We start from the raw sequence: 16334 nt of genomic DNA on the forward strand, positions 1-16334 counted from the left end.
GCATTCCACATCGGCATTGTTTTAAGTTTTTAAGTTGTTAGCGCCAATTTAAAGATCAGGTAAAATACAATGTTGATTGTGGAATGCTTGCATTAATTTCGCGCTCAAATTAATTCTTATAACCCAATATAAGAAATTTCACTTACCTGATTATAATCTCTTGTATTGGACGATTAACGAAGTTTACGAAAAATTATTCTTATGAAAGTAACGACACCAAAACATCCTTCTTATCCCCAACCCCCGTTCAAGAAACAGGACCAGCCTGTGCCAGGCGTATCGAAGAAAATGGATCCCGTGCCCGATCATGGCGAGAAGACTTATGTTGGAAATAACCTGCTCTCGGGGCAGGTCTGCTTAATCACTGGCGGAGATTCAGGGATCGGTAAGGCGGTTGCTATAGCAATGGCACGTGAAGGTGCTGATATTGCAATTATCTATCTGGATGAAATCGAAAGTGAAGATGCTGCTGACACAGCGAGCTGGATTGAAAAGGCTGGAAGGAAAGCACTCCTGATTCAAGGAGATATACGGGAAGAATCTTTTTGTGAGTCCGCTATTAAGCATACGATCAAGGAATTTGGAAGACTGGATATTTTAATTAACAATGCGGCCTATCAGATGAGTTATCAGTCTGTGACCGATATCTCTGCCGAAGAATGGAATAAGACATTTGAAACAAATGTGAGCGGGATGTTTTATTTGACCAAACATGCCAAGCCACATCTTCCCAAAGGTGGGAGTGTGATCAATACGACTTCTGTCAATGCTTATGATCCTAATCCATCTTTGTTGCCCTATGCAGCGACAAAAGCGGCGATCCAAAATTATACTGCAAGCCTTGCCCAGCAATTTTTTGAGGACGGTTCAGATATCCGGGTCAATGCTGTTGCACCCGGACCGGTGTGGACACCACTGATTCCGAGCACCATTCCTGATCATGAAAATTTGGAGCCAATACACCGATCGGCCGACCTGGCCAGCCTGCAGAGCTGGCACCTATTTATGTATTTTTAGCGTCAGCCGCGGCTTCTTATATTTCGGGAGCGACAATACCGGCTACCGGAGGACGTGTCACCATCTAGTATGATGCATTTGTAAAAACAAAAAAGCTAGCATTTATAAAATGCTAGCTTTTTTTTATTTGACCGGAAGACTACACAGCTCCGCGTGCGGCAGCTAGACAGTCATCACCATATTTTAAAATATGATCTTTATCTTGAGCAGAGATTTTCTTTTCTAAGAATGCTTTCTCCACATCAGTTCTGTCCTCAATGATATCTTTTTCGGCTTCAACAATATCATCGTTTGTTTTCGCATTGATGCGATCTACAATTGACTTACCTAAGTCTGAAGCCAATTCTTTTGCTTTACTATTTGATAATGCAGGCATCGCAATTTTAGCTACTGCGGCATTTGCCGCTGCCATATTGGAATAGACTGTTTTTTCCATATCAATATTCGCTGCTTTATCAGAAGCTTTTTCAGCATCAGTGGCAGCATCCATTGCTTTCTCTTCTGTCTGCTCCATTGCTTTTTCTGCTTTTTCCTGTGGTGTGTTGTTACATGCGTATAGCGTAGCGGCAGATAACGCCATTGTCAATAATGCTACTTTTCTCATAATATATGTGTTTTTGTGAATTTCTAATTTTTTAATACTACCAGTTATACGAGGATGTCACCTTCTCTTCCTTGATCACCCAGATCGCCACCTATGGCATTAATCAATGTGACGGCATAGGAAACAAGTTTATGATGTTTGGTATCCCAGTAATGTGCCTTTTCAGGAACAATCTTAAATAAAATGATATTGGGATCTTCACGTCCTTTTTCAAACCAACCTTCTACAAATTTGTTCCAGTATTTGTCAATTCTTTGCTGATCATCGACCGCTTCCGCACTTCCGTATAAAGCGAGGTACTCCATGGAAGAAGGATCTGAAAAATACAGCTGCACTTGTTTGTCCTGATTAATATTTTTGTATTTATCGCTTTCTTTTGATGCAAGAAACCAGATATTGCCCTGATCATCCACTTCTTGAACACTCATCGGAGTGGATTCGAATGGTGGCTGTTTCAGATCGGTACAGAAAAAACAATAATTGATGCCTTCGGCAAGCTCTTTGATTTTTTGTCGAGCTTCTTCTCTGTTTATAATATTCTCTTGACTCATGTTAATGGCGTTAAATGTTTGTTTAAAATGATGTTTGGATATCTTTTGCGGTAACTAAACTTGCAATAAGGAAATACAGCTTAATCTCGAACTCGTTATCTTCTGGATTTTAATAAGTCGGTCGGGCAGGAACTATTATCACCATCCAACATGGCTAGCAATCCACTTTTTTTATTTTTTGATTCGCAGCATTTCCATATAATAAGGGCTACAATTGCACCACCTAACCAGAAGAGATTTTTATTACATTTTGCTTTCTTCTCTTTTTTAAAAGCTTCTTTACCGTACCGATGTGGGGAAGTGCCACTGCTTTCGTTTACTTGTTCAAATTCTTCTTTTAATTGTGAGTTTTCATGATTGAATCTTTATTGTTAACTATTGCGCTTCATTCATAAAACAACCGGTGAGGGGTAAAAGTTTGTTTTAAACTTAAAAACACATTTTTTTGACTGTACAGCCGGCTGTTTTTATGAACTTATTTCATTTTCAGTAATCATCCTATTTTGAAGTAGGAGGGACTGTACCACTTGGTATATTGGAAGTTGTATCCCGGTAGTTGACAGTGGTGGAGTCCTGATTGACGCTATCTGGATAAATGGGATTTCCCTGATCATCGATCGTGTCTGAATACTTTTTATCAGCGTCTTTATTATCATTATTGGCATTGCCACATCCTGTGACCAAAGCCAGACTTATAAAAGCTCCTAAAATAATTGACGTATTTTTCATGATTGAATAGTTATGTTAAAAAAATATGATCTATTTTGATCGATCGCCCGTATAAATAAGGTAACCGATTATTTTTATGACTATTTATTTAAGTTATTTCCGCTGGACTTGCAATGGAATCAGGATAGCTGATACATTTTGAGTTTCTGTTGCAAGGTCTTTCTCGTCTGGTGAATTCGCGATTTAACCGTTCCTTCAGGTAGATTATAGGCTTCGGCAATCTCGTGATATTTATAACCATCGAGATAAAGCTTAAATATTTCTGCATTATCGGCCGATACGCTTGCCAGCGCTTTTTGGATATCATCCTGTATCATTTTGTCTTCATTTAAGTTTTTTGATACGGTATTGAAATAGTCTGTATGAATATATTCTTCATAGATTAAATGCTTACGTTTTTCTCTTCTATACTGGTTGATATAGATATTTTTCATAATCACATACAACCAGGTCATTAATTTTGGATCATTGATGAAATTATGAACTGATTTTAACGCCCGAATAAACGTTTCCTGTACCAAATCCTCTTTTTCATCGTAATCATTGGTAAATTGGCTAGCGAAATGATTCAGTTGTTGTCTTTTTTCCTGGAATAAGACATTTAAATTTGCATGCTCCATATTTTCCTCCATTAATTTAAAAGTGTTACTAATTTAACGGTCATTTCGCATTAAAAGTTTAGCCTTTACGCGGGTATAACTAATGGTTTTATGGGGCTAGGTATAAGTACCAGTGTGATCCGTACGTTCAAAATCTGCATCATTTCTGCCATAGATCATATTTTTGATAATTAAAGATTTTCCCTGCCCGTTCGTATCCATAATGAAAGGGGTGTTTGTTCAAAGCGATTGCGCATTTACCACATACGCGGTATAACACATAAAATCAGTCATTTATAGGTGAAAACACTTGTTGTCTCGGTGTGAAATACCCTTAAAGTAATATGAATTGAACTTTTACCTGCTTGGATTGATTCTTTATTTAAAAGATCATAACGTATTACTTAATTAAAAAAGGAGTCAGATGGAAAATTTAGAAAACAAAAACCTTCAAGAAGGAGAGATGACCAAGGAGATCGAGGAAAAAACCGCTCAATTGCCTTCAAAAGTATTCTTATGTGCAGCCATCACGGCCATGATCGGCGCAGCAGCTTTAAAATGTGTCGGGCACAAACATAGTGCACTATTTGTCGGGCAATGGGTAGCACCGTTTCTGCTGTTTGGAATTTACAATAAGATCGTGAAAACTCAGGGACACGATCAGCAGGATAATAAAAATGCATAAGGTATATTTTATTATAGATGAAGATAAATCACTAACATTCATATTAAAATCATGATCAGAAATTTAAAATTATGGGGTATCTTTCTAGGAATTATTGCCCTGTTAGCCTTTAAACAGCAAAATGCTGAACAGGAATTTATAACGAAAGCTTATATGTCCAATCAATATGAAATTGCTGTTGCCAAGCTAGCCAGTGAGAGATCAAAGAATGATGCGGTTAAAAACTATGCAAGCATGTTGATCGATGATCATCAAAAATTAATCGGCGATTTGCAAAAGATGTCAAGTACACTTGGCTTCACATTGACGGATGGCTTAGATGCCGATCATCAAAAGAAGTGGGATATGGTAAAAGGGAGTGACAGTACCAGCTTCGATCAAGCTTTTAAAGATGAGGCGATTGCCTCCCATCAGCAGGCAATCGATTTATTTGAAAAAGCAAGCAGCAATGAGCAGATCAAAGATACCGCTCTTAAAAACTGGATCATTGGTACCTTGCCTTCTTTAAAAGCACACTTGGATCAAGCCCGTGTATTAGTGGCAAATGGAGCAACTGAAACAGCTTCGACTATTCCGCCGTATACTAAGGGGATAGTGAAGAAAAGAATTAAATTTTATAATAAGCTTAAGTCATATTTAGATCACGTTAAGAAGGTATTTATGCTTTCCTTAACGTGATTTTTTTGGCAAAAGGTTTTCCCTCTTTACCCAATCTTATGCATGATCATACATCTTCAACTTTTGCTGCAGCGCTTTACGCGTCATATGAATGCGTGACTTGATGGTGCCTTCTGGAACTTGAAGCAGTTCTGCAATTTCATGATACTTATAACCATCTAAATGCAAACGGAAAATCTCTGCATTTTCGGTGGAGAGGCTATCAATTGCTTTTTGGATATCTTCGTTAATCATTTTGTTTTCTGATAAATTAGTACTTATATATGCACTGGAATCAGCGTGTAAAAAGTAATCATAGATCACATTTTTTCGCTTTTCTTTTCGATATTGATTGATGTAAACATTTTTCATGATGACATACAGCCAGGTCACCAATTTAGGATCATTTATAAATTCATTTATGGATTTTAATGCCCTTAAATACGTTTCTTGTATCAGATCTTCTTTTTCGTCATAATCTGATGTAAATTGACTTGCAAAATGACTTAGTAATTGTCTTTTTTCCTGGAAAAGACATTTAAATTTACATTCCCCATCTGGACCTCCTTCTTAACACCAACTTGATCCTTATATAACGTTAAATTTAAGATAATAGTTTGATAATAAGTAAGGTAAAGGGTATGAAATGTAATAATACGTATAAAGTGCAAGAAGTGTCTTCTGATAAAAAAGGGGATGGTTAGCATTTTTACCTAGATATCATCCATTTTAAGAACTTTGTAGAAATAGGTCAGATTTATAGAAAAGGTATTTAATACTTATAAATGGCAGAGTCTCTCCATGTGGGTCAAGAGCGATCTCTCTTGTGGTATTGACCTTTGGTTCTACCGACTAGCTGGTTAGGCATATATGGTCGTCGGTTGTACATTTATATAGCTTGTGATTCGATTATTTTACCATGTAGATCAGGACATACGGATATGACAACCTACATGGTAAAAAATGTGTACTTAAAGTTTTCATCGATCGGATTGACATTTATCAGGAAAGCACCTTGATCATCGACTGATTTAGCGATTACAAGAAATTGCCTCGATTATCTTCCGTTTCGAGTCCTTCTGCTTCCAGATCCTGATCATTATGATCGAAGTCTTTATTTTCATTATTATTTTGATCAGAGAAATCTCTTTCTTCCAATAATTCATCTTGGTCTTCTTCCGGAAATTCGCTCGGTGTATCTTGTCCAAGATCATCTTTTTCCTCAACCGGCAACTCATCGTCAGGTTCTATTTCTTCCAGTTCATCTTCATCTTGCTCAGGAAGTTCCAACGGATCTTCATCATCGGGATCAATGTCACTTTCATCAGGACGCTGATTTAATGGATCGATGGGGTCAATTAAATCATCACGATCTCTGCGATCATCACGATCCTCATCCTCTAAAGCGTCTTCATTCAGTCCTGAATCTTGATCATCTGCTTCGTCCGGTACAAAATTTGGATCCTCTAACTCCGGATCAGGATTGGAGGATGGATTTCTGCCTGCTTTTGCTCGCGAAGATCGTTTTCATTGTTAGCAGATCTGTTCGGGTCGGTATTGGTAAGAATTGCTGCAATAATAAGACCTAGTCTTTTTGTTGCTGTTGTTTTATTTAAGTCCATAGTTCTAATTTTTTATGATGTGATTTGTAAGAAGAACAGCTTTCAGAATGAAATAGTTGGTTCGTTAAATACCTGAAATATTGGAGAAGTACGCAGGTGATTTGCGAGAAAAGGGTAATGGCATAAAAAAAGAATGCAAGGTCATTTTGCATTCTTTTTTATGTACATGTGCTCAATACCAGCACAATAAAGGCAATTTTTTAAAGGAAGTCATCTTCCTGTTCAAGTTCATCCTCATCAGGTATTTCTTCTAAAGGATCGGGTTCCTCGAAATCGTCATCATAGAGTTCTTCATCTTCCTCCAGTTCGTCGTCATCCTCGGGACCTCTGTTTCGTAATGTTGCTGTGTTTTCATTTGCGAAAGATTGATTCGCATTTCCCAAAATTGTTGCAATAATAAGACCTAGTCTTTTATTCGTTGCGTTTTCTTGTAGATTCATCATCATGATGCTTAATTAGCTCTATACTTCAATAACAAATAACATGGCTAAATTGTTGTGTTACTGCATCCTTAAAAAAGTAAAAAATAGCTGCAGTAAAAATAAAAACAGGTGATGTGGTCTATTTCTTCTTATCTTGGGTAGCTTAAAGATGGCTAGGGCTATGCTATATGATTAGATTCGAATAATTTGATGATTCTTTTAGCATGATGAAAATGAAAATAATAGTATTTTATGACGATAACCACTTCATCTATTGGAAACGATAACTATCCGGAGCTTTCGGATGAAAGGATCCTGTTGAGAAAAGTTGAAGCAGCGGATATTCCAGCTCTTGTCCCTATTTCTTTTTATGATGGCATCCAGGCTTCGGATGTAACTATGGCAATGGCTATGCAGGCAAAGATTGATCAAGATCTCCTGAATGGAAATTCATTTCACTGGTGTATAATTGATCGGCTTAGCGGACAAGTGGTCGGTACCTGTGGTTATTATCGGGGGCTTGAAAACGGGGAAGGGGAGCTGGGTTGTGTCTTGTTATCCGCATTCCGTGGAAAAGGATACATGTCTCATGCGATGCGGCTGGCAATTACATTTGGTCAAAAAAGCCTCAGATTAGGTCGTATATGGGCGGTGACAACGAAGGGAAATTTGCAAGCGATAAAACTATTAGAACGTTTAAACTTTATAAAAACTGCCGATCACGATGATGAGATTGAATATGAATTAACGAATTTATTAAAATAGTACGAGCTAAGCGCTGTCTTAAACACGCTTTACTACTATTTATATAAGGGTATTGATCGATTCTTCTTTCAATACCCTAGTTAAAATGAAAAATTGTAATTGTCAATTAGCGATATCCTAAAATTTGCAGGAGCTGATCGCTCGTCTGTTTTTCTGAAAATGTTGTAAATTCAAGTTCATCGTTGTCGCCCTGATCAATAATAATATGTTTTGGAGATGGAATCAAGCAATGATTGACACCTCCGAATCCACTTAATGCTTCCTGATATGCGCCTGTATGCATAAATGCTACAAACTGTTCCTGATCTGAGTGAGGAAGCATAACGGTTTTATGTTCCTTGACATTCGGATAGACATCTGCACTATCGCATGTTAAGCCCCCTAGGATAAAAGGACTATTTTCTTCCTGGAGATTATTCACGGCAAATACCGGATATTCTTGCTGTATTGCCCATGTATCCGGGAGATGGGTAATAAATGAACCGTCAATAATCCCCCAATTTATCTTTTCACCTTGTTTTTTCTCCTGTATTTTGAAAATAGTTGTGGTTGCTTCAGCAACGGTGTATTTACCAAATTCGGTCACGATATCGGGTTCTGGCACACACTCTTGCTGACAGATCCCTAAAATCGTTGAAACGATACGTTTCACTAAAAATGGAAGATCAAAATATTCATTTGCAGTACTCTGAAAAGGCATACCTCCGCCGATGTCGAGTGTAGTTAAATGAGGATTTAATCTTTTTAATTGGCAATAGAAGCGAACGATCGCTTCGAGAACGTCCCAATATTGATCATCAGAAGACAGTCCATTTTCATTAAAAAAATGCAAAGTGGTCAAGGTAATCTGCTGGTTATGTTTAATATCGCGCTGGTAGCAGGTGATAATATCTTCCGGAGATATCCCAAATCTGGATTCTTTGGGATAAGCGCTTAAAAAACTAAGATTGACTCGAATACCCACATTCAGGCTTGTATTGCTATTGATGTTGTTGCAATAATAGATCAACTCGCTAGGACTATCGACCATCGGGGTAACTGCACAGTGGTTTTGTTTGATCAGCGACATAATGCCCCGTTGATAATCGGAAGTCTTATAACCATTGCATATAATTTTTGTTCCTTTTTTCACATACCCATCTTCAATAAGCGACTGTATTAAATCAATATCGTAAGCGGAGGAAATCTCTATACCGATATCCGCTTGCAAGGCTTTTTTGATGATATGCTGGAAATGTGAACTCTTTGTACAGTAATAGTACGTATAAGTGCCCTGGTAAGATGTTGTTCTTATAGCCTTATTAAAATGTGACTTCATTTCATCGATCTTCTCCAGAATGGAAGGAAGATAAGTGAATCGTAAAGGCGTACCCTGTTTCTTGGATAGTCTGAATAGATCTATGTCTCTATAAAATAATTTAAAATCTTTTATATCAAATGCATTAGGCAGATTAACCTCCTGATGGATCAATAGTTTTTCTTTCATTCACAAATACCTGTTTTTAAAAAATAATGCGAATATATCACAAATCTAAGCGCCGCTTAAGGTAATAAATGTATAATAAATAGTACTTTCTAGGGTTTGTTTTCTATTGTGTTGTTGAATCTCTTTTTTAACTCAATGTGTCAAAAATATTTCCAAATGTTTATGTTATTTCCAATTAAGGCCCTTAAGTTTGCCTGCTGTTATATAATTTGAAATGTCAATAAACAAACAGAATAAATGGATTATTCCTGTCATGTCTTTTTCAGCAGGAACGATTGTCGCTAATGTCTATTATAGTCAGCCTATTTTAAGGAATATTGCTGAAAGCTTAGGGAAATCTGAAAATGCCGTTGGTAAAATTGCGGTGCTTGCTCAGCTGGGTTACGGATTAGGGATGTTCTTCTTACTACCCTTAGGTGATAAATTAAATCGTAAAAAACTGATTTTAAGCATTTGTCTCACTCTTATCGTGATGCTTCTTATACTTGCGAATACTACTAATTTTACGTTATTGCTTGTCCTTAGTTTTATTATCGGTGTTTGTTCTACACCTGCACAGATAATTCTTCCTATGTCGGCAGCTTTGGGTAAAGAAAACCGGGGTAAAAATGTCGGTATTGTATTTAGTGGTATACTATGTGGAATTTTGGGTTCACGTTTATTGAGCGGCGCTTTGACTGATCTATGGGGTTGGCAAAGTGTATTTCTCTGTTCAGCAATTTTGGTATCCATAAGCAGTTTATTACTTTTCTTCCTTTTACCCGAGATGCCTGCTAAATTTAAGGGGAGTTACTTTGGCTTACTGAAATCAACGATTTCACTGATAGGGCAGTACAAAATACTTCGACAGGCTTCTTTACTGGGATCTTTCACTTTTGGGGTGTTTTGCTCTTTTTGGACTACGTTAACCTTTCATCTGAGTGAAGAGCCATTTCATTATCCTGCATCTACCATTGGCCTATTTGGTCTTATCGCTATAGGAGGTGCGCTAGTTGCACCTTATTTTGGGAAAATGGCGGATAAAGGCCAAGTGTTTAAAAACTTATATCTTACCGTAGGGATGTTATTTTTGAGCATTTTGGTGATGTGGTTTTTCCCACATTCGATCTGGGTTTTGATCATTGCTATATTTTTCTTGGACATCGGTGTTCAGGCCACTCAGATTACAAATTTTACCCGGATCTATTCGTTGGATGAACAAGCGCATAGCCGTCTGAATACGGTGTATATGACCACTTATTTCATAGGGGCCGGAACAGGTACCTTCTTCGGTCTACTAAGCTGGTCGTTAGGAGGGTGGGATTTTGCGCTTTCGCAAATGCTGATCTGGAGCGCTATAGCTTTAGGGATTGTATGGTTATCCAGTAAAAATAAACTTTAAAATACTGTTGTTTCTACAAAAGGCAACCCCTCAAAGATAATTTGAGGGGTTGTTTTATTTAAAAGATCGATTCCACTACAACAGGTCCGAAAAGTTTGCAGATGCATCTGATATGAACCCGTTAAGATTTAAATAATCCGATGTAATATGGCGTGTGTGGGTGTATTTTCTTAAAGATGCGATAATTAATGTAAAATTTTATTTTAAATTTCCTCATGATAAGAAAAATTGTTTATGTTTGCTTTATAATGATTTATGATGCGCAGGCACAGAATCTATAAAAAAACGATATTACCAAAACCATTATAGAAAAGAACCCCTCAAATCGCTATAGAAACCAATTCTATAGCGATTCTTTATTTGGTACCCGTTAAGAACAGTATGGATAAGCGCTGACATGCTTTTTGAACATTCATTTGAAATTATATTAAATATTTATGGCGCTAATTTAAAGTGTTTTATGTATTTTATTTGTACTTATTCTTGATGAATGAGCACCCTTACTAAAACAGCAAATCGAGCGTACCAAAAACTGCTATTCCAGTAATGATTGTCCAAGATATCCAATCTTTAAACTCATTTTTTTGATGTCTGAGATAGAGGAGGTGCAATGCAAGATGTAAGATCGTAAAAATATCAAATCCTATGATGAAATTTTCTGAGGGTTGCGTAAGTCCCCATACAATGAATAAAAAAGTGGGATATGAGCCAGCATAAATACAGCATATCCCCAACTTTCCTTTAGCAGTGCTAACCCGGGGAAAATACGCCACTCCTTACAACGTACGGCATCCATTTCGTGCATAAAAAAAGTACAAGTGCGAGATAAAAAAAAGAATGTGCGATCATATTATCCATTAAGTTGTGCTTATCCATTTATGAAAAATAAGCTTATCAAATATAAGGGCTTACTTTAATATGAGAGCATTTTAGAGTAGTAAAAGTATAAACCTGCTAGCTGTTGTAAACAGATTGTTTATGTGGTAGTGGTAATTTCCTTTATATTCAATTTAATACGACATAGATCGATAATAAGTTCCCTAAAAAGATTAACGCTAAAGTCTAATTTTTTTAATCCTGTCATCAAAAAATGAACATCCGATAGAACAATAATGGGATCATGCTGTTTTTATAATCTGAAATTATAACTTAAATTCAATCACCATGAAAAACAAGATTCTTTTCGTATTATGCTTATTGACAGGCTTAATGTTTATCAATGCCGGCTTGGATAAATTTTTTCATTACATGCCTATGCCGAAGGATATGCCTGAGAAAATGATCAACGCAGGAAAGGCATTTATGGAAATCGGCTGGTTAATGCCACTGGTGGCGTTCGGAGAGATCATAGGCGGTTTATTATTGATCTTTAGTACAACGCGAGCGCTGGGAGCAGTTATTCTAACGCCAATTCTGACCGGTATTTTGTTATCGAACATCACTACCGCACCATCAGGTTTACCTATTGCGCTTGTTCTGGCTGCAATTGTTCTTTGGGTTATCATCGAAAACTGGCATAAGTATCTTCCTATGCTCCGCAAGTAGTAAAATAAGAGTCTATTTGTGTCTTTATATGTTGATATCCCGATCAAAAGGCACAAATAGCTTTTCAGCAAGGTTGATTAACCGATATTTCCAGCAATACGGTTATATATATGTTCAAATTTGACCGCTATCTCTCGACCGATATACATGCGTTTAGCGCTGGCATAAGGTTGATACTGATGCTCCTGTAAAAAGGCTTGTGCGGCTATATTCTCTTTCGGTACGACCACAGTTGTCTTTGTTTGTAAGTGAAATTCCGTAAGCTCCTTACCTGCAGTTGGATGAATAGCTATGATTAAACCTTCCCCGAGGTCGGTAAGTAATATCCTGCAAGGGAACCATCGATGACATAGAGGTAAGAAGACGCTAAATGATCTTCTAGCTCCCAGGCTCTATTTTCTCCAGATACCAAACTGTCCAATGCCAGCATTTGATCTTTATAGATCGCATTGTAGCTGCTGATATGCGGATTAGCGACTTGGCCTAGAGGAATAGTGACATCCTTAAAAAAGAGATATTCGGTATCTGTGATGAAACCGATACTTTCGTATACAGTTGCTCCCAGATCTGTTGCGATCAATTGAATACTAGTACAATTCTCCGCTTTTGCCGTTGCGATGAGCTGTTGTGTCATCAGCTTTCCATAACCTTGTTTTCGATGATCGGGATGAACAATAATATGTCCAAGCCAAGCAACATCTTGATGGACGATAACCGATCCTATAGCTACGATTTCTTGATTTTCAAGAAGCTTGATGGGGATACCGTATTTTTGATTGACATAATATTCAAATTTGGGTATTATATCATGCCAGCCCTCAGGTTGTAAGTTAACAAGCTGTGCGAAATCACTTGATACGATCGGTTCGAAACTTAAATTGCTCATTTGCGTATACAATTTTTGCGGTTTTAATTAAACGAATGTAATACTTTAAATTTATTTCAAAAAGCAGCGCTTTTTTTTGATGACGGTTTGATTTATAAAAATGGGATGAGCGTGTCAGGTATAACTCGCAATTTCAGAATAGGGCTGGATTTCTTCATATTAAAGAACGATTAGAATAGCGAACAGATTTCGTTCAAGAATAATATATTCTCTACCTTTGGCTCTTTAGGCAAGAAAGTCCAGGTGGCTTTCCTGCATTTAAATTTTGCAAATATGACTGTTTTAACGTTTACACTCATTATGCTCCTTGGAGCCATATGTGCAGGTATTATTGGTTCGCTTTCCGGGCTTGGTGGTGGAATTGTAGTAATACCTTTGTTGACTATTCTGCTTGGAGTAGATATCCATTATGCGATAGGAGCTGCTTTAGTTTCCGTAATTGCGACATCTTCGGGATCTGCCGCCGCATATGTTAAGGAAGGGATCGCAAATATGCGGCTCGGCATGTTTTTAGAGATTGCGACTACTGCAGGTGCTGTTGTCGGTGCACTTATCGCAACATCGGCTCCCAGTTCGCTTATTGCCGTATTATTTGGTCTAGCTTTAATCTTTTCTGCGGCAAACTCGCTCCGGAAAAAAGAAGAACATATCGTAGAGCAGTCCAGTAAGCTGGCGATCAGCCTCAAGCTGCCTTCTACCTATCCTGTAGTAAAGGGTACAGAGGTGTCTTATGGCACAAAAAATGTCATCGGCGGATTTAGTATGATGGGACTTGCCGGAGTACTTTCGGGTATGCTGGGAATAGGATCGGGGGCCTTTAAAGTAATCGCGATGGATACCATTATGCGAATACCCTTTAAGGTGTCGACCACAACGAGTAATTTTATGATGGGCGTGACTGCTCTAGCAAGTTGCGTGATTTATCTTCAGAAAGGGTATGTTGTCCCTGATATCTGTCTTCCGGTCATGATTGGTGTCCTAATAGGCTCGATGATCGGTTCCAAGATATTGATGGCGACAGATCCAAAGAAATTAAGAGTATTTTTTGCTTTTATTATTTTCTTCTTGGCTTTTAACATGATTTATAACGGTATTAAAGGAAAATTCTAATGCAGATTACAGATAAAACGATACAAAGAATTATTGGAGATGTCTTAAAATACGGCGTAAGAACAGTATTGGCGATCAGTACCATCGGCGGATTGATCTTTCTTTATAACCATGCGAATGAACAGGCTGATTATGCCCGATTTACAGAAAATGATCGAAGTATTATTGAAGTTGTATCGGATGTTTTCAGTGGAGTCATCAACATGCAAGGGCGTTCGATTATATTTTTAGCGATCATCATTCTTTTTTGTACCCCATTGATCCGATTATTACTTTCATTGGTCAGCTTTATCATCGAGGGTGATAAACTATATGTCTTCATCACGACGCTAGTGCTGATCATAATTGCCTTTAGTATGTATTTCGGATTCGGACATTAACAACTTTGAAAAATTCTGAAATGAATTTTTCAAAATATAAAATGAAAAGTTCTCCAAAACGGAGAACTCTTCTATATAAAGGGTACTTAATTGTCTATTTTCTAGCCTTTTTTATTTTTTCTTCTATAGCATATCCAAAATTGCCATAAGTAATAAGTAATATCCTTTTTTTAATCCTAATTTTTTCAAGTTTCCATCTTGCTTTTTCATGATTGATAATTTTTTAGTGCTTACTAGATATAACTATGGGATTATTTTCAAAGCATATGCCATTTTCTTGTCATGATACGAAGAAGCGTATTTTTTTGCGCCATTTACGTATTTAGATTTCAGCTCGGTTATTTATACCTGACGCATGTACGATTTATCGCTTTATTGTGCGCTATTCATTACAATTTTATAACAAAAAGTTTTCATTAACAGTCGATTATTGCTTAAAATAATGCTAAATTGCTAACAGTATTTTTATAATGTGTATTTACCTATTATCTTGTAACTCCGATGATGCTAAACTATTCTAAATTCTTGACTACCTGCTTGGCCGCTGTCCTTATTTTTTCGATGAGCGCCTGTGATAAAGAAGATATGGGGCAAAAAACAGCATTATTTAGTCCAGACTATAAGAGTATCCAGGTCAATACAGGTTTTGTGGACAATGGTATTGAAATCAATGCTAAAGAATGGTCCGTAGCCTATGTTAAAGATGCGCTTTCAGGAGAAATACTTCAGGATATAAATGGTAATCCAGTTGTCTTAAGTGCCGCAGGTACTGTTGAAGTGTCCGGTGGCTGGTTGAAATTGGAGAAAATAGCAAGTAGTCATCTGCTTAATCTAACATTAAAAGAGAATTTCAACGCAGAACCCAGAAAGTTTGTAATCGGAATAGCGGCGAATGGAGCGGAAGATGAACTTTCTTTTACTCAAAGCAGAGGTGCTGGTTATGAGATTGTGAAGAAAGAAATCATAGAAGTACCTGGAAGCCGGAAAGAGTTTACAAGTGATGAAGGCTGTTATACCATAACGCTTTCTAACAATACCTCCACGGCAAAAAATATGGAAACGGTTGCCATCTTTAAAGACGTCAATTACATGTCCGAGTTCAGTAGTACTGATGTAGACGCTTTTAAATGGATAAATGCTCAGGATTCACTTATATTCATGGGTGAAATCTTGAAAGACGGGGCAACATACTGGTCGAAACAAGTACCATATAAAGAAGGGAAATTTTTTGAACCTTATATAAATTCTGCAAGCAAACAAATGATATTAGTACAGCCGTATTCAAATATTCAGGTCAAGGGAGAGATCAAATACCTTACACGGGAATGCCAATATACGTTTACGATTAAAAATCAATCTTCTGGGCATTTATTTGATGTATCGGGCACCTGGAAGCAAAAAGTACCGCTATTGCCAATTACAAAGATTTTTTAATGTTCCTCAACAGGGACATTTTCATTTTGTTTTTTAAACATTGCGTTTCTATACGCTTCACCCCATTTTGCAATTTCGTCGATAATAGGTTCTAATGTGCGGCCGTATTCGGTCACTTCATATTCAACGGTAATGGGTTTTGTATTCATAACCGTACGGCTGATAAGGTGATTCATTTCCATGTCCTGTAATTCCTTCGAGAGCATCTTGGCAGCAATACCATCTACTTCACGTAGCAGATCCATGAATCGCATCTTTCCGCCTTCCATCAATGTTCCCAAAATATGAAATTTCCATTTTCCGGATAAGATTTCCATGGTATCTGTGATCGCAATAATCCGGGCTTTACATCCTGATCTATTGTTAATGGTTGGATTTTTCTTCATGATCTTTTATTACAATACAAAATTACGCTGTAAAATTACGGAAACGATTATTGGTTTCCTATAGGAAAGTAGTTT

General features: G+C 37.3%; 21 protein-coding genes and 2 pseudogenes. 9 read left to right on the top strand and 14 right to left on the bottom strand.

Translation table 11 applies throughout. The features are described from left to right. The first annotated feature begins 405 nt into the window (after nt 1-405). Nucleotides 406-1085, top strand: a pseudogene (locus tag L950_RS11680) (SDR family oxidoreductase). A gap of 71 nt (nt 1086-1156) precedes the next feature. On the opposite strand, the gene L950_RS11685 reads toward L950_RS11680, so the two are convergent. The 4 genes from L950_RS11685 to L950_RS11700 form a co-directional block, all read right to left on the bottom strand. Further along, nucleotides 1157-1621, bottom strand: a complete 465-nt coding sequence (locus L950_RS11685) for a hypothetical protein (RefSeq protein ID WP_021190310.1) — start codon at nt 1619-1621, stop codon at nt 1157-1159. A gap of 44 nt (nt 1622-1665) precedes the next feature. After that, on the bottom strand, nt 1666-2172 hold the full coding sequence (locus L950_RS11690; RefSeq protein ID WP_021190311.1) for a pyridoxamine 5'-phosphate oxidase family protein: 507 nt from the start codon (nt 2170-2172) through the stop codon (nt 1666-1668). Between the two features lie 498 nt (nt 2173-2670). Beyond that, nucleotides 2671-2901 carry a hypothetical protein gene (locus tag L950_RS11695; protein ID WP_021190312.1) on the bottom strand — a complete coding sequence of 77 codons (231 nt, stop codon included), beginning with the start codon at nt 2899-2901 and terminating at the stop codon, nt 2671-2673. Nucleotides 2902-3020: 119 nt separating this feature from the next. Next, on the bottom strand, nt 3021-3533 hold the full coding sequence (locus L950_RS11700) for an RNA polymerase sigma factor (RefSeq protein WP_021190313.1): 513 nt from the start codon (nt 3531-3533) through the stop codon (nt 3021-3023). Nucleotides 3534-3924: 391 nt separating this feature from the next. Between L950_RS11700 and L950_RS11705 the strand changes: the two genes are divergently transcribed. Both L950_RS11705 and L950_RS11710 read left to right on the top strand, forming a co-directional pair. Continuing rightward, the gene (locus tag L950_RS11705; protein WP_021190315.1) at nt 3925-4185 is read left to right on the top strand and encodes a hypothetical protein; all 261 of its coding nucleotides are present in this window, start codon (nt 3925-3927) and stop codon (nt 4183-4185) included. Nucleotides 4186-4236: 51 nt separating this feature from the next. After that, nucleotides 4237-4863, top strand: coding sequence for a DUF4142 domain-containing protein (locus L950_RS11710; RefSeq protein ID WP_021190316.1), 627 nt, complete (start codon nt 4237-4239; stop codon nt 4861-4863). A gap of 36 nt (nt 4864-4899) precedes the next feature. Here L950_RS11710 and L950_RS30015 read toward each other — a convergent pair. The 4 genes and pseudogenes from L950_RS30015 to L950_RS11725 all read right to left on the bottom strand — a co-directional run. Further along, nucleotides 4900-5373: pseudogene (locus L950_RS30015) on the bottom strand (RNA polymerase sigma factor); the annotation flags it as partial. Nucleotides 5374-5880: 507 nt separating this feature from the next. After that, a complete protein-coding gene (locus L950_RS11720; protein WP_021190318.1) occupies nt 5881-6132 on the bottom strand; it encodes a hypothetical protein in 252 nt (83 codons plus the stop codon). 176 nt (nt 6133-6308) lie between these two features. Further along, entirely contained in the window at nt 6309-6464 is a 156-nt protein-coding gene (locus L950_RS28590) for a hypothetical protein (protein ID WP_021190319.1), read from the bottom strand. A gap of 200 nt (nt 6465-6664) precedes the next feature. Continuing rightward, nucleotides 6665-6910 carry a hypothetical protein gene (locus L950_RS11725; RefSeq protein ID WP_021190320.1) on the bottom strand — a complete coding sequence of 82 codons (246 nt, stop codon included), beginning with the start codon at nt 6908-6910 and terminating at the stop codon, nt 6665-6667. Between the two features lie 228 nt (nt 6911-7138). On the opposite strand from L950_RS11725, the gene L950_RS11730 reads away from it, so the two are divergent. Continuing rightward, a complete protein-coding gene (locus L950_RS11730) occupies nt 7139-7651 on the top strand; it encodes a GNAT family N-acetyltransferase (RefSeq protein WP_021190321.1) in 513 nt (170 codons plus the stop codon). Between the two features lie 106 nt (nt 7652-7757). Here the strand turns inward: L950_RS11730 and L950_RS11735 are convergent, their stop codons facing one another. Next, nucleotides 7758-9137 (bottom strand): hypothetical protein, encoded by a 1380-nt coding sequence (locus L950_RS11735; RefSeq protein WP_021190322.1) that lies wholly within the window; start codon nt 9135-9137, stop codon nt 7758-7760. A gap of 214 nt (nt 9138-9351) precedes the next feature. Between L950_RS11735 and L950_RS11740 the strand changes: the two genes are divergently transcribed. After that, a complete protein-coding gene (locus L950_RS11740) occupies nt 9352-10518 on the top strand; it encodes an MFS transporter (RefSeq protein WP_021190323.1) in 1167 nt (388 codons plus the stop codon). A gap of 503 nt (nt 10519-11021) precedes the next feature. Here L950_RS11740 and L950_RS11745 read toward each other — a convergent pair. Next, nucleotides 11022-11237: a DUF6713 family protein gene (locus tag L950_RS11745; RefSeq protein WP_410528129.1), complete on the bottom strand. Its 216-nt coding sequence runs from the start codon at nt 11235-11237 to the stop codon at nt 11022-11024. Beyond that, nucleotides 11162-11323: a DUF6713 family protein gene (locus L950_RS37285; protein WP_410528128.1), complete on the bottom strand. Its 162-nt coding sequence runs from the start codon at nt 11321-11323 to the stop codon at nt 11162-11164. Before L950_RS37285 ends, L950_RS11745 begins: the two co-directional genes overlap by 76 nt. 359 nt (nt 11324-11682) lie before the next feature. Between L950_RS37285 and L950_RS11750 the strand changes: the two genes are divergently transcribed. Then, nucleotides 11683-12063 carry a DoxX family membrane protein gene (locus L950_RS11750; RefSeq protein ID WP_021190325.1) on the top strand — a complete coding sequence of 127 codons (381 nt, stop codon included), beginning with the start codon at nt 11683-11685 and terminating at the stop codon, nt 12061-12063. A gap of 77 nt (nt 12064-12140) precedes the next feature. Here the strand turns inward: L950_RS11750 and L950_RS37290 are convergent, their stop codons facing one another. Both L950_RS37290 and L950_RS11755 read right to left on the bottom strand, forming a co-directional pair. Then, nucleotides 12141-12293, bottom strand: a complete 153-nt coding sequence (locus L950_RS37290) for a hypothetical protein (protein WP_021190326.1) — start codon at nt 12291-12293, stop codon at nt 12141-12143. Nucleotides 12294-12358: 65 nt separating this feature from the next. After that, nucleotides 12359-12949 carry a GNAT family N-acetyltransferase gene (locus tag L950_RS11755; RefSeq protein WP_021190327.1) on the bottom strand — a complete coding sequence of 197 codons (591 nt, stop codon included), beginning with the start codon at nt 12947-12949 and terminating at the stop codon, nt 12359-12361. Nucleotides 12950-13222: 273 nt separating this feature from the next. On the opposite strand from L950_RS11755, the gene L950_RS11760 reads away from it, so the two are divergent. The 3 genes from L950_RS11760 (at nt 13223) to L950_RS11770 (ending at nt 15873) form a co-directional block, all read left to right on the top strand. Continuing rightward, a complete protein-coding gene (locus L950_RS11760) occupies nt 13223-14059 on the top strand; it encodes a sulfite exporter TauE/SafE family protein (RefSeq protein ID WP_031288480.1) in 837 nt (278 codons plus the stop codon). Further along, complete coding sequence (locus tag L950_RS11765; RefSeq protein WP_021190329.1) at nt 14059-14439, top strand: DUF1634 domain-containing protein; 381 nt, start codon at nt 14059-14061, stop codon at nt 14437-14439. Before L950_RS11760 ends, L950_RS11765 begins: the two co-directional genes overlap by 1 nt. 501 nt (nt 14440-14940) lie before the next feature. Beyond that, nucleotides 14941-15873, top strand: a complete 933-nt coding sequence (locus tag L950_RS11770) for a hypothetical protein (protein ID WP_156169667.1) — start codon at nt 14941-14943, stop codon at nt 15871-15873. Here the strand turns inward: L950_RS11770 and L950_RS11775 are convergent. After that, nucleotides 15870-16259: a winged helix-turn-helix transcriptional regulator gene (locus tag L950_RS11775; RefSeq protein WP_021190331.1), complete on the bottom strand. Its 390-nt coding sequence runs from the start codon at nt 16257-16259 to the stop codon at nt 15870-15872. The genes L950_RS11770 and L950_RS11775 overlap by 4 nt on opposite strands. Nucleotides 16260-16334: the final 75 nt, after the last annotated feature.

It is taken from the genome of Sphingobacterium sp. IITKGP-BTPF85 (assembly GCF_001006065.1).
Classification (GTDB): domain Bacteria; phylum Bacteroidota; class Bacteroidia; order Sphingobacteriales; family Sphingobacteriaceae; genus Sphingobacterium; species Sphingobacterium anhuiense.